The sequence below is a fragment of the Cellulomonas sp. zg-ZUI22 genome (assembly GCF_017353535.1).
In the GTDB taxonomy this organism is placed as follows: Bacteria; Actinomycetota; Actinomycetes; order Actinomycetales; family Cellulomonadaceae; genus Cellulomonas; species Cellulomonas wangleii.
On sequence record NZ_JAFMUZ010000007.1, the window covers coordinates 51,709 to 76,731 of the forward strand.

General features: G+C 75.1%; 24 protein-coding genes and 1 tRNA gene. 15 read left to right on the plus strand and 10 right to left on the minus strand.

Going from position 1 to position 25,023, the window contains the following annotated elements; all coding sequences use genetic code 11:
• Positions 1-43: 43 nt before the first annotated feature.
• A complete protein-coding gene (locus tag J1G43_RS15065) occupies positions 44-901 on the minus strand; it encodes a sigma-70 family RNA polymerase sigma factor (protein ID WP_249670760.1) in 858 nt (285 codons plus the stop codon).
• A 364-nt stretch (positions 902-1,265) separates the two neighbouring features.
• Between J1G43_RS15065 and flgN the strand changes: the two genes are divergently transcribed.
• From flgN to J1G43_RS15095, 6 genes are all read left to right on the plus strand, one after another.
• Positions 1,266-1,763: a flagellar export chaperone FlgN gene (gene flgN, locus J1G43_RS15070; protein WP_207371313.1), complete on the plus strand. Its 498-nt coding sequence runs from the start codon at positions 1,266-1,268 to the stop codon at positions 1,761-1,763.
• 8 nt (positions 1,764-1,771) lie between these two features.
• Positions 1,772-3,190, plus strand: a complete 1,419-nt coding sequence (flgK, locus tag J1G43_RS15075; protein WP_207378764.1) for a flagellar hook-associated protein FlgK — start codon at positions 1,772-1,774, stop codon at positions 3,188-3,190.
• Between the two features lie 4 nt (positions 3,191-3,194).
• Positions 3,195-4,091, plus strand: coding sequence for a flagellar hook-associated protein FlgL (flgL, locus tag J1G43_RS15080; protein ID WP_207378765.1), 897 nt, complete (start codon positions 3,195-3,197; stop codon positions 4,089-4,091).
• Positions 4,088-4,534, plus strand: coding sequence for a flagellar assembly protein FliW (locus J1G43_RS15085; RefSeq protein WP_207340487.1), 447 nt, complete (start codon positions 4,088-4,090; stop codon positions 4,532-4,534). Before flgL ends, J1G43_RS15085 begins: the two co-directional genes overlap by 4 nt.
• A gap of 80 nt (positions 4,535-4,614) precedes the next feature.
• Positions 4,615-5,817, plus strand: a complete 1,203-nt coding sequence (locus tag J1G43_RS15090) for an EAL and HDOD domain-containing protein (RefSeq protein WP_207340486.1) — start codon at positions 4,615-4,617, stop codon at positions 5,815-5,817.
• 103 nt (positions 5,818-5,920) lie between these two features.
• Positions 5,921-6,451: a hypothetical protein gene (locus tag J1G43_RS15095; protein WP_207378766.1), complete on the plus strand. Its 531-nt coding sequence runs from the start codon at positions 5,921-5,923 to the stop codon at positions 6,449-6,451.
• An 81-nt stretch (positions 6,452-6,532) separates the two neighbouring features.
• On the opposite strand, the gene groL is transcribed toward J1G43_RS15095, so the two are convergent.
• The gene (groL, locus tag J1G43_RS15100) at positions 6,533-8,158 is read right to left on the minus strand and encodes a chaperonin GroEL (protein WP_207340484.1); all 1,626 of its coding nucleotides are present in this window, start codon (positions 8,156-8,158) and stop codon (positions 6,533-6,535) included.
• Between the two features lie 230 nt (positions 8,159-8,388).
• Between groL and J1G43_RS15105 the strand changes: the two genes are divergently transcribed.
• Positions 8,389-9,891 (plus strand): glycoside hydrolase family 15, encoded by a 1,503-nt coding sequence (locus tag J1G43_RS15105; RefSeq protein WP_207378767.1) that lies wholly within the window; start codon positions 8,389-8,391, stop codon positions 9,889-9,891.
• A 133-nt stretch (positions 9,892-10,024) separates the two neighbouring features.
• On the opposite strand, the gene J1G43_RS15110 is transcribed toward J1G43_RS15105, so the two are convergent.
• From J1G43_RS15110 to J1G43_RS15120, 3 genes are all read right to left on the minus strand, one after another.
• Positions 10,025-10,228, minus strand: a complete 204-nt coding sequence (locus tag J1G43_RS15110; protein ID WP_207340482.1) for a cold-shock protein — start codon at positions 10,226-10,228, stop codon at positions 10,025-10,027.
• A gap of 164 nt (positions 10,229-10,392) precedes the next feature.
• Complete coding sequence (locus tag J1G43_RS19695; protein ID WP_207340481.1) at positions 10,393-11,004, minus strand: LytR C-terminal domain-containing protein; 612 nt, start codon at positions 11,002-11,004, stop codon at positions 10,393-10,395.
• A 102-nt stretch (positions 11,005-11,106) separates the two neighbouring features.
• The gene (locus J1G43_RS15120) at positions 11,107-11,418 is read right to left on the minus strand and encodes a DUF3263 domain-containing protein (protein WP_207340480.1); all 312 of its coding nucleotides are present in this window, start codon (positions 11,416-11,418) and stop codon (positions 11,107-11,109) included.
• Positions 11,419-11,517: 99 nt separating this feature from the next.
• Between J1G43_RS15120 and J1G43_RS15125 the strand changes: the two genes are divergently transcribed.
• Positions 11,518-12,192: a uracil-DNA glycosylase gene (locus J1G43_RS15125; RefSeq protein ID WP_207378768.1), complete on the plus strand. Its 675-nt coding sequence runs from the start codon at positions 11,518-11,520 to the stop codon at positions 12,190-12,192.
• Between the two features lie 101 nt (positions 12,193-12,293).
• Positions 12,294-13,145 carry an SGNH/GDSL hydrolase family protein gene (locus J1G43_RS15130; RefSeq protein WP_207340478.1) on the plus strand — a complete coding sequence of 284 codons (852 nt, stop codon included), beginning with the start codon at positions 12,294-12,296 and terminating at the stop codon, positions 13,143-13,145.
• A gap of 28 nt (positions 13,146-13,173) precedes the next feature.
• Here J1G43_RS15130 and J1G43_RS15135 read toward each other — a convergent pair whose 3' ends face one another.
• Positions 13,174-14,325: a sensor histidine kinase gene (locus J1G43_RS15135; RefSeq protein WP_207340477.1), complete on the minus strand. Its 1,152-nt coding sequence runs from the start codon at positions 14,323-14,325 to the stop codon at positions 13,174-13,176.
• A gap of 98 nt (positions 14,326-14,423) precedes the next feature.
• Between J1G43_RS15135 and J1G43_RS15140 the strand changes: the two genes are divergently transcribed.
• Positions 14,424-15,095 carry a response regulator transcription factor gene (locus J1G43_RS15140; protein WP_207340476.1) on the plus strand — a complete coding sequence of 224 codons (672 nt, stop codon included), beginning with the start codon at positions 14,424-14,426 and terminating at the stop codon, positions 15,093-15,095.
• A gap of 40 nt (positions 15,096-15,135) precedes the next feature.
• Positions 15,136-15,897, plus strand: coding sequence for a deoxyribonuclease IV (locus tag J1G43_RS15145; RefSeq protein ID WP_207370924.1), 762 nt, complete (start codon positions 15,136-15,138; stop codon positions 15,895-15,897).
• Between the two features lie 14 nt (positions 15,898-15,911).
• On the opposite strand, the gene J1G43_RS15150 is transcribed toward J1G43_RS15145, so the two are convergent.
• From J1G43_RS15150 to J1G43_RS19160, 4 genes are all read right to left on the minus strand, one after another.
• Positions 15,912-15,988 (minus strand) — tRNA-Thr (locus J1G43_RS15150).
• Between the two features lie 70 nt (positions 15,989-16,058).
• Positions 16,059-16,979: a DsbA family protein gene (locus tag J1G43_RS15155; RefSeq protein ID WP_207340474.1), complete on the minus strand. Its 921-nt coding sequence runs from the start codon at positions 16,977-16,979 to the stop codon at positions 16,059-16,061.
• A gap of 59 nt (positions 16,980-17,038) precedes the next feature.
• The gene (locus J1G43_RS15160; RefSeq protein ID WP_207378769.1) at positions 17,039-17,548 is read right to left on the minus strand and encodes a hypothetical protein; all 510 of its coding nucleotides are present in this window, start codon (positions 17,546-17,548) and stop codon (positions 17,039-17,041) included.
• A gap of 55 nt (positions 17,549-17,603) precedes the next feature.
• Positions 17,604-19,967, minus strand: a complete 2,364-nt coding sequence (locus J1G43_RS19160) for a serine/threonine-protein kinase (RefSeq protein ID WP_242635842.1) — start codon at positions 19,965-19,967, stop codon at positions 17,604-17,606.
• Positions 19,968-20,075: 108 nt separating this feature from the next.
• Between J1G43_RS19160 and J1G43_RS15170 the strand changes: the two genes are divergently transcribed.
• From J1G43_RS15170 to J1G43_RS15185, 4 genes are all read left to right on the plus strand, one after another.
• Entirely contained in the window at positions 20,076-21,512 is a 1,437-nt protein-coding gene (locus J1G43_RS15170) for a trehalose-6-phosphate synthase (protein ID WP_207340472.1), read from the plus strand.
• The gene (gene otsB, locus J1G43_RS15175; protein WP_207340471.1) at positions 21,509-22,312 is read left to right on the plus strand and encodes a trehalose-phosphatase; all 804 of its coding nucleotides are present in this window, start codon (positions 21,509-21,511) and stop codon (positions 22,310-22,312) included. Before J1G43_RS15170 ends, otsB begins: the two co-directional genes overlap by 4 nt.
• Before the next feature lie 202 nt (positions 22,313-22,514).
• On the plus strand, positions 22,515-23,639 hold the full coding sequence (locus tag J1G43_RS15180) for an ABC transporter ATP-binding protein (protein ID WP_207340470.1): 1,125 nt from the start codon (positions 22,515-22,517) through the stop codon (positions 23,637-23,639).
• A gap of 100 nt (positions 23,640-23,739) precedes the next feature.
• The gene (locus J1G43_RS15185) at positions 23,740-25,023 is read left to right on the plus strand and encodes a DUF4032 domain-containing protein (protein WP_207340469.1); all 1,284 of its coding nucleotides are present in this window, start codon (positions 23,740-23,742) and stop codon (positions 25,021-25,023) included.

The following is a 25,023-nucleotide window of genomic DNA, read 5'->3' on the forward strand; positions in this document are numbered from 1 at the left end:
CGGGACGTAGGAGTCGCCGCGGGTGAGATCCGGCCGGGAGTTCTCAGCCGACCAGGTCGGCGGTGCGCCCGAGGCCGTCGCGCTGGCGGGGCACGGCGTCGAGGTGGGCGGCGCCCAGCGCGGCGCGCGCGGCCATGGCCGCGTAGTACGCCTGCCGGCGGCGCTCCGCCACGCCGTCGGGGCGCTCGGGCGCGGCCACCAGGTCGGGGTCGAACGCGGAGTTCAAGCCGTCGCGCAGCAGCGCGAGGCCCTCGGTGCGCAGCTGGCTGACGCGGGACTGCGTCACGCCCAGGTCGTCGGCGATCTCGGCGATCGAGCGGTCCTCGAGGTACAGGCCCGCGATGACGGTCCGCAGCCGGTCCGGCAGCTCCTGCACGCCGGCGCGCAGCCAGTGCACCCGCTCGGTGGCCAGCACCTGCTCCTCGGGGGTGCGGTCGGTGTCGCGCACGCTGTCCGCCACCGCGGTGCCGGGCACGTCGAGGGACATGACGCGGCGCTCGGCGTCGGCGCGCGCGTCGTCGACCGCGGCGACCGCGACGCCCAGGGTCTCGGCGATCTCCCCGCGGCTGGGCGTGCGGCCCAGCGCCCCGCGCAGCCGGTCGGCGGCCGCCTCGACCTCGCGGCTGCGGCGCCGGGCGCCGCGGCTCGCCCAGTCCATCGACCGCAGCTCGTCGAGCAGGGCGCCCTTGATGCGCAGGCTGGCGTAGCGGGCGAACGGCACGTTGGTCGACGCGTCGTAGGCCCGGGCGGCCAGCACCAGGGCCAGGGCGCCGGCCGAGGCCAGCTCGTCGCGGCTGACCGTCGGCGGCACGCGGTGCAGCACCTCGGACACGTTGTAGCCGACGAGGGGCAGGTGGGCCTCGACGAGCTCGGCGACGTCGGCCGCGGTGTTCACGTTCACACAGTTGTGCTCGGCGCGCCCCGCGCAGGAGTTGACGACCCGAGCGGGTGCTGTTCCAGAGGCTCCTGCAAGCGCTTGCCACGGCCTGCCCGGTTTCGCACGGTGGGAGAGGGCGAAAAGTGATCGAACTGGTTCACCGCTCGACCGCGTCGTGCACCGCGGTGTGATGCAGATCACATCGTCTCGGGTGATGGACACATGACCAGGTCAGGGCCTCGGAGGCACCGCGGGAGAGCGCATGCCCGACGATGGGGTGCACCCCGGCGCGGAACGTGGCCGCGGAAGTCGTCAGGTTCCGGGCCCTGCGGCCGATGGGGGGAGGACAGGCAGGCGCACCCCGCGCCGGTCGGAGGAGGTGGGACGGATGGGCCCCAGGCCCGCGCTCGAGCAGCTGTCCGAGGTCCTGTGGCGCGAGCGGCACCTCCTGGAGCTCCTGCTGTTCAAGCTCGAGACCGAGCAGCTCGTCCTCTCCTCCGGGCGTACCCGGTGGCTCGGCCACGCCACCCGCGAGGTCGAGACCGTGCTCGACGAGATCCGCACCGCCGAGCTCGGCCGCGCGCTCGAGGCCGACCAGGCCGCCCGGGACGTCGGCGTGCAGCCCGGCGCGGGCCTCGCGGAGATCGCCGCGCACGCCCCCGCCCCCTGGGACGACCTGCTGCGCGCGCACCGCGACGCGTTCGCCTCGCTGACGGCGGAGATCGCCGCGCTCGCCGACGGGAACCGCGAGCTGCTCGCCGTCTCCCACCGCGCCGCGCAGGAGACGCTCGCCTCCCTGCAGGACACCGTCCGCACCTACGACGGCCAGGGCCGGCACACCGGTGCCGCGGGCTCGCCCGCCCGGCTCGTCGACCAGTCGATCTAGGAGCACCCGTGAGCACCTTCTCCGGAGTGAGCACCGCGCTGAGCTCGCTGATCGCCCAGCGGCAGTCGCTCGACGTCGCCGCCCAGAACGTCGCCAACGCCAACACCGTGGGCTACACGCGCCAGCGCGCCACCCTCGTGCCCGTGGCCGGCCAGAGCGTCCCGGCCATGTTCGCCACGTCCCCCGGCGTCGGCCAGGGCACCCGCACCGCGTCCGTCGACCGGCTGGGCGACGTGTTCCTCGACGCCAAGGTCCGCTCGGCCGGCAGCAGCGCCGCGTACCTGGCCGCCCGCGCCGACGCCCACACGACGCTGGAGAAGAGCATCGGGGAACCCGCAGGCACGGGGCTCGCCGGCCAGCTCTCCGACTTCTGGAGCGGCTGGGCCGACGTCGCCAACGGCTCCGACCAGGGGGCCGCCCGGGCCGTGCTGCTCGAGCGCGGCACCGCCGTGGCCACCCGCCTGGCCACCCTGTACTCCGACGCCCGCACGCAGTGGCAGCAGGCGCGCTCGACGACGTCCGCCCTGGTCGACCGGGTCAACACCGCCGCGGAGTCCCTCGCGGGGCTCAACGAGCAGATCCTCGCGATCGAGAACTCCGGCGGCACCGCGCACGAGCTGGCCGACCAGCGCGACCTGCTCGTCACCGAGCTCGCGGGGCTCGTCGGCGCCACCACCCGCGTGCGGCAGAACGGGCAGGTCGACGTCCTGGTCGGCGGCAACGCCCTGGTGACGGGGAAGGACGCCAGTCGCCTGGCGGTCGCCGGCGCCGGGTCGTTCGCGCAGGCCACGGGTGGTCAGGCCGTCTCCGTGGTGTGGGCCGACCGGCCGGAACAGCCCGCCGGGCTCGAGGGCGGGCGCGTGGCCGGCCTGCTGTCGGTGCTGGCCCCGCCGGACCGCGGCGGCCTGCTCACCGAGGCCGCGGCCGGGTACGACGCGCTCGCCACCACCATCGCCGACCAGGTGAACGCGCTGCACCGCGGCGCCGTCACCCCCGGCGGCGCACCGGGCGGGGACTTCTTCACCGTCACCGCGGGGCAGCCGCCCGCGCTCGGCCTCACCGTCGCCCTGACGAGCGGCGCGCAGATCGGCGCCGGCACCGCCGGGGCGGGTGCGTACGACGGCTCGGTCGCCACCCGCATCGCCGCGCTGGGGGCCTCGGCCGACGGCCCCGACGCGCGGTGGCGCTCCGACGTCGCCGACCTGGGTGTGCGCACGTCCGGCGCCGTGTCGCGCGCGACCGTCGCGGGCACCGCGCTCGCCGCGGCCGAGCAGCAGCAGCTGGCCGGCGCCAGCGTCGACCTCGACGAGGAGACGGTGAGCATGCTCGCGTTCCAGCGGGCCTACGAGGGCGCCGCCCGGGTGCTCACCGCGATCGACGAGATGCTCGACACCCTGATCAACCGCACCGGCATCGTGGGGAGGTGACGTCATGACCCGCATCACGCACGCGACCGTCCAGCGCTCGACCCTGGCGAACCTGCAGGCCAACCTGCACGCGGCCGCCCGGCTGCAGGCGCAGATGTCCAGCGGCACCAAGATCTCCGTGCCGTCGGACGACCCGTCCGGCGCGCACGACCTGCTGCGGCTGCGCGCCGAGCAGCGCACCACCGCCCAGCACCAGCGCAACGTCGCCGACGGCGACGCGTGGCTCGCCACGGTGGACACGGCCCTGACCCAGTCGCTGTCGATCATGCGCGGCGCGCGTGACCTCGCGGTCCGCGCCGGCTCCGGCGCCCTCGGCCCCGACGCCCGCGAGGCGCTGGCCGCCGAGGTCGAGGCACGGCGCGACTCCCTGCTGCAGCAGGCCAACACCACGTACTCCGGACGCCAGGTCTTCGCCGGCACCACCGCGGGGCCCGCCTTCACCACCGACACCACCACCACGCCGCCCGGCTACGCGTGGCACGGCACCGGCGCCGCGGTCACCCGCCAGGTCGGCTCGGAGTCGACCGTGCGGGTGGACGCCGACGGCTCCGCCGTCTTCGGCACCGGTCCCACGTCGGCGTTCGCGGCGCTGGACGCGCTGGCGGCAGCGATCCGGTCCGGCGACAGCGACATGTCCGCCGGGATCACGGCCATCGACGGCCACGTGTCCGCGATGCTCGAGCAGGTCGCCTCCGTCGGCGCGCGGCACAACCAGGTCCTCGAGGCCAAGGACGTGCTGGCGACGCGGTCGCTCACCCTGACCCAGCAGGTCTCCGGCGTCGAGGACGTCGATCTGGCCGAGGTGATCCTGCAGGTCCAGAGCCAGGAGGTCGCCTACCGCGGCGCCCTCGGCGCGGCCGCCAAGGTCCTGCAGCCGTCGCTCATGGACTTCCTGCGGTGACCGCCGTGCAGGAGGCCCTGGTCACCGTCACCACGCCCGCCGGGCCGCGGGAGGTGCCGGCGACGCTGCGCGTCCCGGGCGGCCTGCCCGGCCTGCCGGGGCACGACGCGTACGCGCTGGACCCGCTCGACGGCACGGGGGTGCTGTTCGCGCTGCGCTCGGAGCCGTCCGACGGCCCCGCCGTCCGGCTGTTCGCCGTCGAGCCGCACGCCTTCTTCCCCGACTACGCACCCGAGCTGCCGGCCGGCGGGCTCGCCGCCCTCGGTCTGGACGTCGAGCAGGACGGGGCACCGGTCCTGCTGGCGGTCGTGCACCCGGCCGACGACGACCGCGACCGCCCCACCGCGAACCTGCTCGCGCCGCTCGTCGTGCACCCGCGCGACGGCCGCGTCGCCCAGGTGGTGCTCGACTCCGACCACCCGCTCCGGGCCCCGCTCGGCTGACGCGGTCCCCGTACCGCCCGCACGAACCGAGGCGCGGCGGCCCCCGGGCCCACGTGGTCCACCCCCCAGGAGGATGACGAGTGAGCAGCGCACCCGTGACGCGCGCAGGCGCGATGATCCAGCGCCAGGCCGTCGTGCACCCGGACCGCAGCGTGTTCGCGTACGCCGTGCGCGGGGTCGTGGCCGGTCCCGACGGGCAGGAGGTCGCCGAGGAGTCGGTCGAGCACCTGGTCGACGCGGTCCTGCGCACGGTGGACCTGGCCCGCATCGCGGGCACCCGTCCGCTGGTGGTGCGCGCCACCCACGAGCTGCTCGCGGCGCCCGGCGTGCTGGACCTGCCGCACGGGATGATCCTCGAGGTGCCGGCCCACCACCAGCTCGCGTCCGGTGCCGCAGGGCGCCTGGCCGCCCTCACCGACGCCGCCGTGCGGGTCTCGCTGGCCGACTACGCGGGCGACCCGGTGCAGGACGCGCTGCTGCCGTACGCGCACCTCGTCAAGGTCGACAGCTCCCTGCCGCCCCACCTGCTCACCGAGCTGGTGCAGCGCGCGTCGGCGGCGGGCGCCGTGGTGGTCGCCGACAAGGCGACGACGCGCCCCCGCGTGACCGCGGCGCTGGAGGCGGGCGCCGAGCTGCTGCAGGGCCCGCTGGTGCTGCAGCGTCAGCCCCCGGAGGAGCGGCGGACCTTCGGGGCCGGCGAGATCCAGTGCTTCGAGCTGCTGCGGCAGCTGTCGGAGCCCCAGCCGGACCCGGTGGCGTACAGCCGCACGGTCGAGAGCGACCCCGAGCTGTCGATCCGCGTGCTGCACCTGGTGAACTCGTCCGCCTCCGGCGTGCGCCACAAGGTGGACTCGGTGCAGCTCGCCGTGATGATGGTCGGACCGCGCCGGCTCACCGCCCTGGCGACCGCCGCCCTGGTGGGCACGACGCCCACGTCGATGGAGACGCTCTGGTTCCTGCTGACCCGCGCGCACGCGTGCGGCGCGCTGGGCGGGGACGACACCGCGTACACGGTCGGCCTGCTGTCGGCCGTCGCCGCCCACCTCCGGCTGCCCGTGGGGCAGGTGGTCGCGCGGACAGGGGTCTCCGCGGCCGTGGCCGACGCCCTGGAGAACCACGGTGGCCGGTACGGCCAGGTCCTCGCGGCCGTGCTCGCGCAGGAGGAGAACGACACCGAGTCCCTCGCCGCCACCGGGCTGGACGCCTACGAGGTCGGCCGTACGTACCTCGAGGCGCTCCCCCAGGCCCTGTCGCTCGCGACCCGCCTCGCGCAGGCCGCCTGACCCCGTCCCGTCCGGCGGCGCCCGGCACCCCGGACGGCGGCAGCAGCCCGACCCGCCCGGACGGTAACCTTCCCGCGCCCACCAGGCCCGAGAAGGAGCATCCATGCACGCCAGCACGTACGACTACTCGACCTACGACACAGGCCCCGGCGCCGGGGAGGTCGTCGGGATCGTCCTCGTGGGCGCCCTGTACGTCGCGTTCCTGCTGTTCGGCATCTACCTGTACATGCGGGTCGCCCGCAAGGCCGGGTGGACGATCTGGCACGGGCTGCTGATGCTGGTGCCGGTGGCGAACGTCGTCTTCCTCATCATGTTCGCCTTCACGGAGTGGCCGGTGGAGCGCCGGCTGCGCGAGGCCGAGGCACGGCTCGCGCTGGCGACCGGCGAGATGCCCGGCGGCGGCGCGGCCGGCTACCCCGGCGCAGCCCCGTACGGCTACGGCACCGGCTACGGCGCCCCCGCACCGGCCTACGGCGGCACCGCCCCGGGCTACGGCGACACCACCCCCGCCGCCCCCGGCTACGGCGCCCCGGCCTCGCCGTACGACTCCTCCCCCGCCGGCCCGGTCCCGCCGGCCCCCGGCGCGTCGCCGTGGGATCCCCCGGCCGCGCCGCCCGCACCCGGCGAGCGCTGAGCGCGCCCGGCACGAACGCCGACGGCCGGCCACCCCATCGGGGTGACCGGCCGTCGGACCGTTCAGGTGGTGCTCAGCGGATCAGAAACCGCCGCCGAAGTCCTCGCCACCGCCGGGGCCGGCAGGAGCCGACTTCTCCGGCTTGTCGGCCACGACGGCCTCGGTGGTGAGGAACAGGGCCGCGATCGACGCCGCGTTCTGCAGCGCGGAGCGCGTGACCTTCACCGGGTCGTTGACGCCCGCGGCGAGCAGGTCCTCGTACACGCCGGTCGCGGCGTTGAGGCCCTGGCCGGCCGGGAGGTTGCGGACACGCTCCGCCACGACGCCGCCCTCGAGGCCGGCGTTGATGGCGATCTGCTTGAGCGGGGCCTCGATCGCGACGCGCACGATGTTGGCACCGGTCGCCTCGTCACCCTCGAGCTCGAGCTTCTCGAACGCGAGCTTGCCGGCCTGGATGAGCGCCACGCCACCACCGGCGACGATGCCCTCCTCGACGGCCGCCTTGGCGTTGCGCACGGCGTCCTCGATGCGGTGCTTGCGCTCCTTGAGCTCGACCTCGGTGGCCGCGCCCGCCTTGATGACGGCCACGCCGCCGGCGAGCTTGGCGAGGCGCTCCTGCAGCTTCTCGCGGTCGTAGTCCGAGTCCGAGTTCTCGATCTCGGCGCGGATCTGGTTGACCCGACCGGCGATCTGGGTCGCGTCGCCGCCACCCTCGACGATCGTGGTCTCGTCCTTGGTCACGACGACCTTGCGCGCGGTGCCGAGCACCTCGAGGCCGACCTGGTCCAGCTTGAGGCCGACGGTCTCGGAGACGACCTGGCCACCGGTGAGGACGGCCATGTCCTGCAGCATCGCCTTGCGGCGGTCGCCGAAGCCCGGCGCCTTGACGGCGATGGACTTGAAGATCCCGCGGATGCGGTTGACGACGAGCGTCGCCAGCGCCTCGGACTCGACGTCCTCGGCCACGATGAGCAGCGGCTTGCCGGCCTGGATGACCTTCTCCAGCAGCGGCAGCAGGTCCTTGACGTTCGAGACCTTGGACTCGACGAGCAGGACGTACGCGTCCTCGAGGACCGCCTCCTGGCGCTCCGGGTCGGTCACGAAGTACGCCGACAGGAAGCCCTTGTCGAAGCGCATGCCCTCCGTGAGCTCGAGCTCCAGGCCGAGGGCGTTCGACTCCTCGACGGTGATGACGCCCTCCTTGCCCACCTTGTCGAGGGCCTCGGCGATGAGCTCGCCGATCGCGGGGTCACCGGCGGAGATGGCGGCCGTGGCGGCGATCTCCTCCTTGGTCTCGATCTCCTTGGCCTGCAGCAGCAGCTGCGCCGTGACGGCCTCGACGGCCTTCTCGATGCCCTTCTTCAGGGCGATCGGGTTGGCACCGGCGGCGACGTTGCGCAGACCCTCGCGCACCAGCGCCTGGGCCAGGACGGTCGCGGTCGTCGTGCCGTCACCGGCGACGTCGTCCGTCTTCTTCGCGACCTCCTTGACGAGCTCGGCGCCGATCTTCTCGAACGGCTCCTCGAGCTCGATCTCCTTGGCGATGGAGACGCCGTCGTTGGTGATCGTCGGCGCGCCCCACTTCTTGTCGAGCACGACGTTGCGGCCCTTCGGGCCCAGGGTGACCTTGACGGTGTCGGCGAGCACGTTGAGCCCGCGCTCCATGCTCCGCCGGGCCTCCTCGTCGAAGGCGATGATCTTGGCCATGGGGCTGTGATCCTTCTTCCGGTTCGTGGGTGGCCGGTCGGTGCCCGCGACGGACGGACCGTCACGGGCGCTCACGTCACGCCCACGACGACCCTCACCTGACGGCCGGGTGTGATTCTGTCACTCTCACCTGGAGAGTGCTAACTCCATGGTTAGCACTCGCCCCCTCCGAGTGCAAGCAGCTGGTGGGACCTGGACATCCGCCCGGGGCGAAGCCCTAGTGTTCAGTCGTGCCCGACGCCGCCGTCGTGAGCCGCGCCCGGCGCCTGCGCGCCTGCGCGGTGCTCGTGCTGGTCGGCGCGCTGCTCGCCGCCGCGGGTACCGGCGCGCCGTCAGCCGCGCGACCGCCGGTGGACGCGACCCGCCTGGACGCCACCGGATCGGGTGCCGTGGGTGGGGTCGGCGCCGGGGTGGGCGGCACCGCGGTCGACGTGACCGCCACGGACCACGCCCGGATCGCGCTCTACCAGCAGGCCGTGTCGGTGCTGCCGGACGGCGCCCGGGCGGAGGTCCCCGCCGACGCCCTCGCCGTCTTCCTGCCCGGCACCCGCGTGCCGGACCCGGCGGCCGCCGTCCTGGCGGGTGCCCTCGGCGCGACGCCCACCACGGCCGCAGCCCTGGGCCCGCGCGCGGCCACGCAGGCGGCGGGCGCCCAGCGCACCTGGGTGGCGGCGGGCGAGGTCCCCGGTGCGGGGGGCCCGTACGAGGAGCTGGCCCGCGCGGCGCTGCTGGACCTGCACTCGCTGACCGTGGCCGAGGGCGTCGTCGTGGCCGGCTGGTCGGAGAAGTGGCGGTACGTGTGGCCGCGCGACTCGTCGTTCGTGGCGGTGGCCCTGGCCCGCACCGGGCACCTCGAGGACGCACTGGCCGTCCTCGACTTCCTGGCGCGCGTGCAGGAGGCGGACGGGTCGTTCGAGGCGCGCTACCTGCCCGACGGGTCGGGCCCGCCCGACGACCGCGGCCTGCAGACCGACGGCACCGGCTGGGCGATGTGGGCGGCCGGGCTCGTGCTGGCCGAGGCGCCGGCCGACCGGCGCACCGCCACGGCCGAGCGGCTCGCCCCGCTGGTGGAGCGCTCGGCCGGGCGCGCGCTCGCCCTCGTGGCCGACGGGCTGCCGCCGGCGTCACCGGACTACTGGGAGGTCCCCGAGGTCGAGGTCACGCTCGGGACCGCCGCACCCCTGGTCGCGGGCCTCGAGCAGGCGGCAGTGGTCCTCGAGGCCGCCGGCCGCCCGGGTCCGGCCGCCGAGGCCGCCGCGGCGGCCGAGGGCGCGCGGCGGGCGGTGGTCGACGCGTTCGGGGCGACCGGGTACGGCCGCTACGCCACGCGGGGCGTGCCCGACGCCGCGAGCGCTTTCGTCCTCACGCCCTTCTGGTCGACCGCCCCGCACGACGCCGCGGCGGCCTGGCGTGCCTCGGTCACGTCGATGCTGCGCCCCGCGCGCGGCCTCGCACCGGGCGGGGGCTGGCGGCGCGACGGGGTGTCCTGGACGCCGCAGACCACGCTGTACGCGTGGGTGGCGGCCGAGCAGGGCGACGTCGCGGGGGCCCTGCGGTGGCTCGACGTCGTGGACCGCCACCGCACCTCGTCGGGCGCCATCCCGGAGAAGGTGCTCGCCGACGGCAGCCCGGCCGCGGTCGCGCCGCTGGGGTGGAGCGCCGCGTGCGTCCTGCTGGCGATCGACGCGCTGGAGCGCGCGACCCCCGAACGCGGGTCGCGCGGCCTGACCTGACGTCGGCGAGCGACGTGACGTCGTCGCGTGACCTGACGTCGTCACGTGACCTGACGTCGTCGCGTCGGACCTGCGACGACGTCAGGTCACGCCGGCGGCGCCGACCGCACGGGTCGGCGGCACCCGCCGCGGGTCAGGCCGGGCGCACCTGCTCGGCCTGCGGGCCCTTGGTGCCCTGACCGACCTCGAAGTCGACGGCCTGACCCTCCTCGAGCGTCCGGTACCCGTCGACCTGGATCGCGCTGTAGTGGACGAAGAGGTCCTGGCCACCGCCCTCCGGGGTGATGAACCCGAACCCCTTCTCCGCGTTGAACCACTTGACCGTGCCCTGGGCCATGCCGCGCTCCTCGACGTCCTGGTGACCGGGACGCTCCGCTGGCGCCCGGTTGCGAGGGAGCCTAGCCGCGCGGGCGGGCGCTCGAAAGGGTCTGTGCAGGGGGGACACGCAGCGGGCCGACCGACCCCCGAACGGCTGGGACGGGTCGGCGAGGACCCGGTGGCTCAGGCGTCCGGGTCGGTGACGAGCAGGACGACGATGCCACCGTCGGCCCGGTCGGGCGCGACCTCGACGGTCGGGACGCCGGTGGTGGCCGCGACGAGATCGGCCGTCGGGCGCAGGTCCTCCGACGCGACGTAGACGGTGGACTCGGCAGGCAGGGCGGTGGTCGCGTTGTCGGGCGTCACGTCGGTGAAGCCTGCCGCGGTGAGCTCGTCCGCCACCCGGCCCGCCAGGCCGGACACACGCGCACCGTTGAGCACCGCCACGGGCGTCGTCAGCACGGGCTCGGGAGCGGGCGTGGTCGCCTCCGGCACGGGGGCCTCGGCCTCACCCTCGGGCGCCTCGGTACCGTCGCCCTCACCCCCGGTCGCGTCCTCCTCGGCGGGGACCTCCGGCTGCTCCTGCGAGGTGCCGCCGCCGGACTGCGGCAGGTCACCGGTGCGGGAGAGGTACTCGACCGCGCCGTACGCCAGCACCGGCACGACCAGCAGCACCACGAGGAAGGGCCACCACCGGCTCCACGCGGACCGGGGCGCACGGTGGACGCCGGTCGGCGCGTCGGGCGAGATCGCGTCGAACTCGTCCTCGGGGTAGGGGTAGTCCGCCTTGCTCACGGCCGCAAGGCTAACGGCTCGTCAGGGGCCACCGGACGCGCCCCGCCGCCGAGGGCGCCGGAGGCCGCGCGGTACCGGGACGTTCCGGGCACGCCGGGCGACTCAGGCCTCGGTGCCCAGGCGGCGGGCGGTGCGTGCCCGCTGGCGGGACGAGCGCATGCGACGCAGCCGCTTGACGAGCATCGGGTCGTGCGCGAGGGCCGCGGGGTCGTCGATCAGCGCGTTGAGCAGCTGGTAGTACCGGGTGGCCGACATGTCGAAGAGCTCGCGGACCGCCTGCTCCTTGGCGCCGGCGTACTTCCACCACTGCCGCTCGAACGCCAGGACCTGCCGGTCCCGCTCGCTGAGCCCGTCCGTGCCGCGCTCGTCGGCGCGCAGGTCGTCCGCGACCGCGTGGGTGGCCGTGCCGTCCATGGCTCCTCCTCGTCGCGCAGTGCCGTCGGTGCTCCGCCCGGCATCGTACGCGGCGAACCACACGGGTGTCATTCGACCGCGCGGGTAGCGTGCCACCCCGTGGAGGCACCTCTGGACGACCTCGTCGCGCCCGACTGGGCGCGCGCCCTGGCCCCGGTCGAGCCCGCGCTGCGCGCCGCCCGACGGTTCCTGCGCGCGGAGGTCGCCGCCGGGCGCGGCTACCTGCCCGCGGGGGACGACGTGCTGCGCGCGTTCCGCCGCCCGCTGGCCGACGTGCGCGTGCTGGTCGTCGGGCAGGACCCCTACCCCACCCCCGGCCACCCGATGGGCCTGTCGTTCTCGGTGCAGCCGGACGTCCGCCCGCTCCCGCGCTCGTTGCAGAACGTCTTCCGCGAGCTCGTGGCGGACGTCGGCGTGCCGCAGCCCACCAGCGGCGACCTGTCCCCCTGGGCGGACCGCGGCGTCATGCTCCTCAACCGCGTCCTCACCGTGCGGCCGGGCGCCCCCGCGTCGCACCGCGGCAAGGGCTGGGAGCAGGTCACCGACCGCGCGGTGGCGGCGCTGGTCGAGCGGGGCGGCCCGCTGGTGGCGGTGCTGTGGGGCCGTGACGCGCAGCAGCTGCGGCCGGCGCTCGGTGACGTCCCGGTCGTCGCCGGCCCCCACCCGAGCCCGCTGTCGGCGTCCCGCGGGTTCTTCGGGTCACGCCCGTTCTCCGCGGTCGACGCGCTGCTGCGCGAGCAGGGGGCGGACCCCGTGGACTGGCGACTGCCGTGAGCGGCGCCCCGACCGCTGCCGTCGGCGGCCGACCCCGGCCCGCCGCACCGCCCGTGCCGGATCCGCCCACCGCGACGCCCGGTACGTCGCATGATGGGGGGATGACGTCCTCGCCCGACGCGTCCCGTCCCACCCCGACGCCCGACCCCGCGGCCCCGCCCGCAGGCGCACCGCGCTGGACGCGCTACGTCGCCTGCGGCGACTCCTTCACCGAGGGTCTGTGGGACGCCCCCGCGGGCCCCGACGCACCGCTGCGCGGCTGGGCCGACCTGCTGGCCTCGCACCTGTCGCGGCGCCGCACCGCCGCCGGGCTCGCGCCGCTCGAGTACGCGAACCTGGCCGTCCGCGGCCGCCTCATGCGCCCGATCCTCACCGAGCAGGTGCCCGCGGCCCTCGCGATGGAGCCGGACCTGGTGAGCATCGTCGGGGGCGGCAACGACATCCTGCGCCCGGCCGTGGACGTGGACGGGGTGGCCGCGGACCTGGAGCGCACCGTCGCGGCCGTGCGCGCCCGGGGCGTCGACGTGCTGCTGAGCACGGGGTTCGACGCCCGCGAGAGCCCTCTGGTCCGCGCCACCCGGATGCGGGCCGGCGTGTTCAACGCGCACGTCTGGTCCATCGCGCGGCGCCAGGGCGCGTACGTCGTCGACCCCTGGGGGATGCGCAGCCTGCTGGACTGGCGCCTGTGGTCCGAGGACCGGATCCACCTCACCACCGACGGGCACGCCCGCGTGTCGCAGGCGGCTCTGGTCGCGCTCGGGCTGCCGCCCGACCGTGAGGACTGGGACGACCCGCTCGCGCCGCTGCCCCCCGTCCCGCGCATGGTGCAGGCCCGTGCCGACGCCCGCTGGCTGCGCGAGTACGCGTACCCGTGGGCGACGCGACGGTTGCGCCGCACGTCGTCGGGCAACCTGCGGGTGCCCAAGAGGCCCGACCTGGCCCCCGTGGAGTGAGTCCCGAGGGGCTCCGGTGCGGCCGGCCTCAGCCGCCGTCGGGGGGCAGGAGACCCAGCGGCAGGGTGGCCTCGACCACCGCCCCCGTCGGTTCGCGGCGCGACACCGCCAGCCGCCCGCCCGCCAGCCGCAGCCGCTGGTCCAGGCGCGACGTCCCGGAGACCGGGTCGCACACCGCGGGCGGCTCGAACGGGGCGCCGTCGTTCTCCACCCGCACGAGCAGCTCGTGGTCCACGACGTCGAGCTGCACCTCCACCGCGGACGGCGGACCGTTCTTCAGCGCGTTGGTCACGGCCTCCTCCACCACCCGCACCGCGAGCAGCCGCTCCGCGACCGTGAGCCCGACGAGCGAGGGGTCGTCGACCTCCCGCAGCCCGACCCCGACCTCCAGGCGGGTCGCGATGGTCGCCGGCAGGCGACTGAGCAGCGCGCGCACCGCCGGCGCGACCCCCATCTCCAGCCGCTCCGGGTACAGCAGACGGCTGACGCGCCGAACGTCGCGCTCCCGGGACTCGGCCAGCTCGGCCCGCGCCCACGCGATCTCGTCCGCGACGGACGGCGCGCTCTGCGCGGCGGCGTCCTGGGCGGCCGCCAACCGGGCGTCGACGAGCAGCAGCCGCTGCTGCACCGTGCCGTGCAGCCCTTCGGCGACCTGGCGACGGACCCGGATCTCCTCGGTCTCCAGCGCACGCACCGCGAGCTCCACGCTCATCGCCTCCCGCTCGGCGGCCCGCGCCGATGCCCGGGCCCGGCGGCCCGCCACCATCACCCACACGCCGGCGGACCCGGCGATCACCGCGATGACGGCACCCGTGACCAGCTCGGCGCTCAGGGACCGCACGCCGTCGGACGGGTGCACGCCGAGCAGCACCTGCAGCACCGTGCGCAGCCACGCCATGGTGGCCGCCGCGATCACCAGGCGTGCCGCGATCGTCGGCAGCCCCCGGACCCGGTGCACCCCCAGGACGGCGAGCGCCCCGACGAGCCCGACCACGGCGACGCCGTTGGCGGCCAGACGGCGCCACAGCTGCACGTCCGCCCAGTCCGGCACGAGCTCCGAGTAGATCCACGCGCTCTGGACGGACGCCCCGACGGCGTAGCCGAGGGCGATGACGCCGGCGCCGCGCAGGAGGGCGCTCCGGTCGGCGGCCTCGTCCTGCTCGCGCACACCCGCAGCCACGTCCCGGACCACCGCCACCCGCCCCCTCCGGGCGCCGCGGACGGACCGCGGCGCGCGTCGCCGCCACGACGACCCCCGCCGTGACCATACTGGTCACGATGATGCCGACCTCCCAACGCCGCCTGCGCGTCGCCCTCGTCGAGGACCAGCCGCTGTTCCGCACGATGCTCGAGCGCACGCTCACGGACGCCGGCGACCTCGAGGTGGTGGCCGCCGTCGGCACCGTGACCGAGGCCCGCCGCGTGCTGACGCCCGGCGCCGCCGACGTCGTGGTGCTCGACATCGACCTGCCGGACGGCAACGGCATCGCCCTGGGCGTCGTGCTGCGCCGCGCGCAGCCCGACCTGGGAGTGCTCCTGCTCTCCGCGCACGACGCGATGGAGCTGCTGCTGGACCTGCCGCGGGACGTGGCGCACGGCTGGTGCTACCTGTCGAAGACGAGCACTACCAGCGAGTCCGCGCTGCTGCACGCCGTCCGGGCGGCCGCGGCCGGGGAGACGGTGCTCGACCCCGCGCTGCTGGAGCGCGTGTCGCCCCGCGCCGGGTCGACGGTCGCACGGCTGACGCACCGGCAGTACGAGGTGCTGCGCCTGCTGGCGCAGGGGCTGTCGAACGCGGGCATCGCGGACCGGCTGAAGATCACCGAGAAGTCGGTGCAGAACCACGTGTACGCGGTGTACTCGACGCTCGGCATCGACGCCGCGCCCGCGCTGAACCCCCGGGTGAGCGCGGCGCTGCGGCTGCTGGAGGAGACCGGTCCGTCCCTGTGACCGCCGTGCACGACCGGTGCGCGGCACGAAGGAGGCTCTCGTGGTGCTGATCGGGGCGCACGTGCGCGGTACGGAGCCGCTGGTCGAGGCCGAGCGCGTCGGCGCGCAGGCGGTCCAGCTGTTCCTCGCCGACCCCCAGGGCTGGAAGAAGCCGGTCCGCCGGCCGGACGCCGACGACCTGATCGCCTCCGGGCTGGGGATCTACGCCCACGCGCCGTACCTCGTGAACGTCGCGTCCACCAACAACCGGATCCGCATCCCGAGCCGCACCATGGTCGCCCAGCACGCCGCGGCCGCCGCGGACCTGGGCGCGCGGGGCCTGGTGGTGCACGGCGGGCACGTCGGCGACGGCGACGACGTCGCCACGGGCATCGACAACTGGCGCAAGACGTTCGAGCGCGCCACGTTCCCGGTGCGCGTGCTGGTGGAGAACACCGCGGGCGGGGAGAACGCGTGCGCCCGCACCCTGGACCGCTGGGCGATGCTGTGGGACGCGATCGGCGGCTACGACGTCGGCGTGTGCCTGGACACCTGCCACGCCTGGGCGGCGGGCGAGGACCTCGAGACGATCGTCGAGCGCCTCACGGCGATCACGGGCCGCATCGACCTCGTCCACGCCAACTCGTCGCGGGACCCGCAGGGGTCGAGCCGGGACCGGCACGCGGGCTTCGCCGACGGCACGATCCCGCCCGACCTCATCGCGCACGTCGTGCGGGAGGCCGGCTGCGACGCCGTCGTGGAGACGCCTGCGCAGACGCAGGCCGACGACGTCGCACGCCTGCGCGAGGCGCTCGGGGCGTGAGCCCCGGGCACTGGTGGAGCCCCCTGTCGGATTCGAACCGACGACCTGCTGTTTACAAGACAGCTGCTCTGGCCAGCTGAGCTAAGGAGGCGAGGCGGCCAGGGTACCGGCCGGGACGCGACCGGCGCCCGCCCCGCAGGACGGGCGCCGGTGGCGTGCGGTCAGCCCTTGGCGGCGACGGCCTCGAGCACGGCCTGCGTGAGCGGGCCGGGCGTGTACAGGTCGCCCTCCCACTTCTGGCCGTCGATGAGGACGGTCGGGGTGCTGAGCCCGTCGAGGTCCGTGGCGGCCTGCTGCGTGGCCGAGGCGACGAACGGCGCGTACCGGCGCCACGTGCCCTCGCGCTCCTCGGTCGCGTCGTCGGACGTCGCGACCTCGTAGGTGCCGTCGACGGTCTCGGTGAACATGTCGGCGACCTCCTGCGGCACACCCACCTCGACCGCGATCTCCGCGAGGCGGCTGTCCTTGATGCCGACGGTGCCCTCCTGGGGCTCCTCCTCGAACACGGCGGTCACGAAGTCGCTGTAGTGCTCCGGGTCCTCCGCGGCGACGACGGCGGCGGCGTTGGCGGCGCGCGTCGAGAAGAACGTGCCCTGGGACTGCCCGTCGAGGAACGCGATGTTCTTGTAGACGACCGTGACGCCCTCACCGGCGGCCAGCGCGTCGAGCTCGGCCGAGTTGGCGCGGTCGAACTTCCCGCACCACGGGCACATGAAGTCGAAGTACACCTCGACGACGACGTCGTCCTCGCCCGCCTCCCCGACGCCGGCGGCGCTGATCGGGATGCCTCCGGCCGCGTCGGCGGCCTCCGGGGCCTCGACGTCCTCGGGAGCCGGGACCACGGTGTCCTTGGTGCCGGCGGCGTAGACGACGTCCGCGTAGGCCTCGGCGTTCGCCTGGCCCTGGCGGACGATCATGAAGATGACGGCGCCGAGGACGACCACGGCGGCGATCAGGCCCGTGATCGCGATCATCCGGGTGCGCTTGGCCTTGCGCTCCTGCTCCTGGCGCATGGCGAGCGCCTTGGCTCGGGCGTCCTCGCGGCGCTGCGACTTGGTGGGACGGGGGTCGTTGCTGGGCATGGGTGCTCCTGGGTTCGGGGGCCGGGAGGTCCCGGCGGAGGGGTGCGGGCGAGGGCGCGTCAGTGCGCCGGCGGCCCGCGCCGGGGACGCGCGGGGTCGTGGCGGCGGTCGCGCCGGACCCGCGCGGGCGGGCCCGTGGGCACCGCCGAGGCGCGCGTGGGGACCGCGGGGAGGCCGGCCGTCGCGGGCACCGGCAGCAGGCGGGCGGCCACCCGGGCTGCGGCGCGCAGGCCGCGCCGCGCCACGACGCCGAGGCCCAGCCCGGCGGCCGTCAGCAGCAGGTGCGCCGCCACGACGGGCGCCGCGACGCTGAGCAGCAGGACCGCGCCGTGCGACGCGGGACCGAGCCCGAGGGTGCCGTCGGGGCACTCCGCCGCCGAGCGCAGCACGGCGAGCCTGACGCCGAGCGACGCCAGGGGCCCGTCGGCCGTGACGCACTGGTGCAGCAGCACGCGACCCTGGGCCCCGAGCACGATCGACGCGACCGCCACCGCCGCACCGAGCGCACCCGTCACGGGGGCGCGCGCGTGCAGGCCGGCGGCCGTCCGCAGGTCCGAGGTCACGTGCACGCGACCCAGGGTAGAGGCAGCCGCCGGGCGCGGACCCCCGCGAAAGGTCCCGGGCTCAGGCGGCCGGCAGACGCGGGGGGTCGACGGGCCACCAGCTGATCGGCCGGACGTCGAGCACACCGTCGGCCAGCAGCAGCGCCGCGACCAGCGCCAGCACGACGACGACCAGCGCACCGACGGGGCCGGGCGCCACCGCGGCCAGGGTCCGCCGCGCCCCGGTGCGCGTCATGCGCGACAGCGGCCCCCACCACAGCAGGACGACCGCGAGCACCACCAGCGCACCGACGACCAGCATCGCCGTGTGCCCCTGCGGCACCTCGCCGGGCGGTGAGCCGCCGATCGCCCAGCGCCCCGACCCCAGCAGCCACCATCCGACGCCACCGACGATGACGACGACGGACCCGCCGACGAGGACCGCGGGCAGCACGCCCAGCACCGCCCGCAGCAGGTACCAGGGCGTCCCCACGAGGGTGACCGGCACGTCGGACCGCCGCACGCCGCGCCGCTCGCGCCGGGTGTGCATCGCCTCGACGGCCGTCCCCACCGTCCGGACCACCACCACCAGGACGAGCACGACGGCCAGGGTGAGCAGCGGGGCGCGGGCACCCGCGAGCGCGACCACCAGGGCGAGTGCCAGCAGCGACCCCCAGCGGCGGCGCGCGGGCGGGCGCACGTACCCGGACCCCTCACCCTCCGGCCCCTCCGAGCGCTCGAGGTCGTCCTCGAGCCACCCGACACCCTCCGGGTCCTCGTCGTCGTCGTCGACGTCGTCGTGACCGTCGGGCTCGTCGTCCACCGTCGGGGGCGGCACCGGGGCGGGACGCCGCACCGGCACGGCCACGGTGTGGCCGTCGCGTACCGGCGCCTCGGCGGGCGCGACCGACGGCGTCGTGGCCGGTGCCGCCGAGGCGGTCGCGGCGGCGGCCCCGCCCGCGGTGGCGACGGCCACCGTGCGCAGCGTGTCCTGCGGCGACAGCCGCTGCGCGACGAGCTCCGTGGCGAGGTCGTCCTCCTCCCACCGGTCCTCGGCGCCGGCGACGTCGTCGTCCGGCTCGTCGTCGTCCGGCTCGTCGTCGTCCGGCTCGTCGTCGTCCAGCTCGTCGTCGTCCGGCTCGTCGTCGTCCGGCTCGTCGTCGTCCGGCTCGTCGTCGTCCAGCTCGTCGGCGGCGTCCTCCTCGGGATCGAGAGCGCCCTCGTCGGGATCGACGTCGTCGGCGTCGGGGTAGGCGGCAGCGGGGTCGTCGACGTCGGGATCGACGACCTCGAGGCCCTCGGCGTCGAGATCCGCGTCGTCGAGGTCCGCGGCGTCGAGATCGTCGTGAGGGTCGGCGCCCTGCGCGTCGACGACGTCCGCGTCAGCGCCGCCCGCGTCAGCGCCGCCCTCGTCGGTGCCGTCCTCGTCGGTGCCGTCCTCGTCGGTGCCGTCGGGCTCGTCGAGGTCCTCGTCGGCGGCGTCCGCGCCGTCCACGTCCGTACGCGACCCCGCACCCGCGGCCGTCGCGCCGGCGGCCGTCGCGCCGGCGACCGCGGCCACCACCGCGGCACCGCCGAACGCCCCGCGCCCGCCGGCGGGCACCACCGCGGCGGCCGCACCGGCCGGCAGGTCGCCCTCGGCGACGACGGTCCGGAGCGCGGCCACCACGTCCTCGGGAGCCGTGCGGTCGGCCGGGTCCGGGCGCAGCGCGCCCGCGACGGCGGCCGCCGTCAGCGGCCCGACGCCCTCGAGGTCGACCTCGCCGGACCGCGCGCGAGCCAGCACCGCCTCGACGGGCCGTGAGCCGAACGGGTCACGACCGGTCGCGGCGAACGCGAGCAGCGCGGCCCAGCCCCACAGGTCCGTCGCCGGACCGGCCTCGCCACCGTCGAGCAGCTCGGGGGCCAGGTACCCCGGCGTCCCCAGCACGAATCCCGCGGAGGTGAGGTCGGCGTCGTCGTCCACGCCCTGCGCCAGGCCGAAGTCGATGAGCACGGGACCGCCGTCGGTCACCAGCACGTTGGACGGCTTGAGGTCGCGGTGCACCACGCCCGCCGCGTGCACCGCCGCGAGCGCCGAGCGCAGCCCCTCGGCCAGGGTCAGCAGGTCCTGCGGCCCCAGCGGCCCGTGCTCGCGCACGTGCTCGGTCAGCGTGTCGCCCGCCACCAGCTCGGTGACGAGGAAGGCCTCGGTCGAGTCCGCCTCGGCGTCCAGCACGGCCGCGACGGCGGGGTGCCGCAACCGCTGCAGCGCGGCGACCTCCCGCATGAGCCGCGCCCGCACGACCGCGTCGGACCCCACGTGCGGGTGCAGCATCTTCAGCGCGACGCGGGTGCCGCCGCCGTCGACCGCCCGGTACACCGTCCCCATGCCGCCGGAGCCCAGCGGCGCGACGATCGTGTACCCGCCGACCTCCGACCCCGGCGTCAGACCGATCCGCTCCATGACGCCGAACCTAGCCGGTCATCAGGCGCGACGGTGGGCCCCACCCCGAGCGTGTCACCCGTGGGACGACTAGGGTCGGGCTGCGAGACCCTGCAAGGAGTTGATCTGGTGCCCATCGACGCACCGCGCGACGGCCAGGAGCTGGTCGTCGTCGCGAACCGCCTGCCCGTCGACGTGAGCCTGGACGAGGAGGGCGCACCGAGCTGGACCCGGTCGCCCGGTGGACTCGTCACCGCGCTCGCCCCCGTCATGTCCCGGACCAGCGGAGCCTGGGTCGGGTGGGGCGGGTCCCCGGGGCTCGAGCTCGAGCCCTTCGAGGTGGACGGCACCGAGCTCGTGCCGGTGATGCTCACCGAGACCGACGTCGAGCGGTACTACGAGGGCTTCGCCAACGACACGCTGTGGCCGCTGTACCACGACGTCATCGCGCCCCCGCAGTTCCACCGGCAGTGGTGGGACGCCTACCGGCGCGTGAACGAGCGGTTCGCGCAGGCCGCGGCGGCCAACGCCGCGCACGGCGCGACGGTGTGGGTGCACGACTACCAGCTGCAGCTGGTGCCCGCGTACCTGCGTGCGCTGCGCCCCGACCTGCGCATCGGGTACTTCCACCACATCCCCTTCCCGCCGCTGGAGATCTTCGCGCAGCTGCCGTGGCGCAAGCAGGTGGTCGAGGGGCTGCTCGGTGCGGACCTCATCGGCTTCCAGCGTGGTGGCGACGCCGCCAACTTCGTGCGGATCGTGCGGCGGCTGACGGACCTGACGACGCGCGGGCAGATGATCACGGTCGACGAGGGCACGCCCGACCAGCGCCACGTCCGCGCCGCCGCCTTCCCGATCTCCATCGACTCCCACGCGTTCGACCAGCTCGCGCGCACCGAGGCCGTGCAGCGGCGGGCGAAGGAGATCCGCAGCGAGCTGGGCGACCCCGAGCACCTGCTGCTGGGTGTCGACCGCCTCGACTACACCAAGGGCATCCGGCACCGCATCAAGGCGTACGGCGAGCTGCTGGAGGACGGCCGGCTGTCGGCGACCTCCACGACCCTGGTGCAGGTGGCGAGCCCGAGCCGGGAGAACGTCGGGGCGTACCAGCAGCTGCGGGACGACGTCGAGCTGCTGGTGGGCCGCATCAACGGCGACCACGGGCAGGTCGGCCACGCCCCCGTGCAGTACCTGCACCAGTCCTTCCCCATGGAGGAGATGGCCGCCCTCTACCTGGCCGCGGACGTCATGCTCGTCACGGCGCTGCGCGACGGCATGAACCTGGTCGCCAAGGAGTACGTCGCCGCGCGGTCCGACGAGCGCGGGGCCCTGGTGCTCAGCGAGTTCACGGGCGCCGCGGACGAGCTGGTCGGGGCGGTGCTGGTCAACCCCCACGACATCGACGGCATGAAGGACGCGATCACCTACGCCGTGCACATGGACCCGCGCGAGTCCCGCAAGCGCATGCGCCGCCTGCGACGCCGGGTGCTGACGCACGACGTCGCCGCGTGGTCCGAGCAGTTCCTGGCGACGCTGACGGCCGTCCCCGTGCGGGACGACGCATGAGCGGCGGCGTCCCGGCGGACCTGCACGACCGGCTCACGGGGGTGGCGCACGACGCCGCCGCACGCCCGCTGCTCGTCGCGCTGGACTTCGACGGCACCCTCGCGCCCCTGCAGGACGACCCGAGGGCGTCGCGGATCCTCCCCGAGGGCGTCGCGGTGCTCGCCGCCCTGGCGGCCCGCGACGACGTCGCGCTCGCGCTGGTCTCCGGCCGGGCGATGGCCGACCTGCACCTGCTGGCGGAGGTCCCCGCCGGCACGTTCCTGGTGGGCAGCCACGGCGTCGAGCGTGCCCGGACCACGCAGTTCGGGCTGGACCGCGACGTCGTGGAGCTCAGCCACGAGCAGGCCGACCTGCTCTCCGCGCTCGGGGCGCGCGCCGCGGCGGTCGCCCGCGGGCGCGACGGCGTCTGGGTGGAGACCAAGCCGACCGCCGTCGTGGTGCACACACGGCTCGCCGAGCCGACCGACGCGGAGCCGGCCGAGGCGGAGGCGATCGCCCTGGGCGCCGAGCTCGGCGTCGGGACCCTGCACGGCAAGGACGTCGTCGAGCTGACCGTGCTGGCGGCCGACAAGGGCACGGCGCTGCAGGCCCTGCGCCACGAGCTCGGGGCACCGGTCGTGCTGTACGCCGGGGACGACGTCACCGACGAGCACGCCTTCGAGGCGCTCGACCCGACGGACGTCACCGTCAAGGTCGGCGCGGGACCGACCGTGGCCCGGTACCGCGTGGCGGACCCGCAGTCCGCCGTGGCGGCGCTGCAGGCGCTGCACCAGGCGCTGGACGAGGCCGACGGGGCCTGAGCCGGACGAGCGACGAAGGGGTCCGGACGCGACAGGTCCCTGTGCCATACTGGGCCGCGACCGAGGGAGGCCCGATCGGACCCCCCTCGTTCCGTGTCAGCGGAGACACAAGGGCTCAGCAGCCCCGCGTCCCCGCGGTGCTGCGTTGACACTCTTCACGACGGATCGTCCGGCACGTACCTGCCGGTGAAGGGACTGAACCATGGCTACGGTCACGTTCGACCACGCGACCCGGATCTACCCGGGGACCGAGCGCCCCGCGGTGGACGCGCTCAACCTCCACATCGAGGACGGCGAGTTCCTCGTCCTCGTCGGCCCCTCGGGCTGCGGCAAGTCGACCTCCCTGCGCATGCTCGCGGGTCTCGAGGACGTCAACGCCGGCCGCATCCTCATCGGTGACCGCGACGTCACCGACGTGCAGCCCAAGGACCGCGACATCGCGATGGTCTTCCAGAACTACGCGCTGTACCCGCACATGACGGTCGCCGACAACATGGGCTTCGCGCTCAAGATCGCCGGCACGCCGAAGGCGGAGATCCGTCAGCGCGTCGAGGAGGCTGCCAAGATCCTCGACCTGTCCCAGTACCTCGACCGCAAGCCGAAGGCGCTGTCCGGTGGCCAGCGTCAGCGCGTCGCCATGGGCCGCGCCATCGTGCGTCAGCCCCAGGTGTTCCTCATGGACGAGCCGCTGTCGAACCTCGACGCCAAGCTCCGCGTCCAGACGCGTACGCAGATCGCGTCGCTGCAGCGCCGCCTCGGCGTCACCACGGTCTACGTCACGCACGACCAGACCGAGGCCCTGACCATGGGTGACCGCATCGCGGTCCTCAAGGACGGCATCCTCCAGCAGGTCGGCACGCCGCGTGACATGTACGACACCCCGGCCAACGTCTTCGTCGCCGGCTTCATCGGCTCGCCCGCCATGAACATCGGCACGTTCCCGGTGCTCGACGGCACCGCGTCGGTCGGCCAGTCGCGCCTGGCGCTGCCGCGTGAGGCGATCAGCAGCCTCACCGACGACGACAAGGGCCACGTCACGGTCGGCTTCCGCCCCGAGTCGCTCGACGTCGTGCCGCAGGGCACGCCGGACTCGTTCCCGGTCGAGGTCAACATCGTCGAGGAGCTCGGCTCGGACGCGTTCGTCTACGGCTCGCTGACCAACGAGTTCGGCCAGGCCAGCCAGGTGCACTCCGGCGCCGGCGACGCGCAGATCATCGTGCGCGTCGACCCCCGCCAGGTCCCGCCGAAGGGTGGCACCATCTACGTGCGCATCCGCCCCAACGAGCAGCACCTGTTCCACGCGGGCTCCGGCGAGCGCATCGCCTGACGTCCTGCACAGCGCGACGAGGCGGGTCCGGCACGTCCGGGCCCGCCTCGCGTGCGTCCGGGGTTCGTCGGATGTCGGCTGCACCTGAGAGGATCCGGCCATGAGCGGTACGGCACAGCGTCTGCAGATCACGGCAGCCAATCCCGATCCGGCGCTGCTGGACCTGCCGTGGCACGTGCCGCTGGAGGAGTGGCCGGCGGAGACCCTCGCGGCCCTGCCCCGCGGCATCTCCCGGCACGTCGTGCGGTTCGCCCGCATGTCCGGGCGGGTCGTCGCGATCAAGGAGATCGGCGAGACGGTCGCGTACCGCGAGTACGAGCTGCTGCGCCAGCTGCGCAAGCTCGACGTGCCCGGCGTGGAGCCCGTCGGTGTCATCACCGGACGGCGCGCCCCCGACGGCGAGCCGCTCGAGGCGGTGCTCATCACGCAGCACCTGCAGTTCTCGCTGCCGTACCGCGCGCTGTTCAGCCAGGCGCTGCGGCCCGACACCGCGACCCGCCTCATCGACGCCCTGGCCGTCCTGCTGGTCCGTCTGCACCTCGCGGGCTTCTACTGGGGCGACGTCTCGCTGTCGAACACGCTGTTCCGGCGCGACGCGGAGACGTTCGCCGCGTACCTCGTCGACGCCGAGACCGGCGACCTGCACGACCGCCTGACCCCTGGTCAGCGCGGCTACGACCTCGAGGTCGCGCGCGTGAACATCATCGGCGAGCTCATGGACCTGCAGGCCGGGGAGTTCCTCGACGAGGCCGAGGACGCGGTCGCCATCGGCGAGGCGCTGGTCGTGCGGTACGAGGAGCTGTGGCGGGCGCTGACCGAGACCGAGTCCTTCGGGTTCGGTGAGCGGTGGCGGGTCCAGGCACGCATCGACCGCCTCAACGACCTGGGCTTCGACGTCGGCGAGCTCGACATCACCACCGACCTCGACGGCACGTCCGTGCGGATCCAGCCCAAGGTCGTCGACGCCGGGCACCACTCGCGTCGTCTCATGCGGCTCACCGGCCTGGACGTCCAGGAGAACCAGGCACGTCGCCTGCTGAACGACCTGGACGAGTTCCGCGCCGCCACCGACCGGCAGGCCGACGACGAGGCGTTCGTGGCGCACGACTGGCTCACCGACGTCTTCGAGCCCGCGGTGCGCAGCGTCCCGCGCGAGCTGCGCGGCAAGCTCGAGCCCGCGCAGATCTACCACGAGCTGCTCGACCACCGCTGGTTCCTGTCGCAGCAGCAGCACCGCGACGTGCCCATGCCTGAGGTCGCCGCCGGCTACGTGCGGGACATCCTCCCGACCCGCCCCGACGAGCAGGCCGTGCTCGGCACCCGCGCGGAGGACCTGCGCGACGGCGGCGACGACGACGTCGACCTCGACCGGCTCATCGGCTGA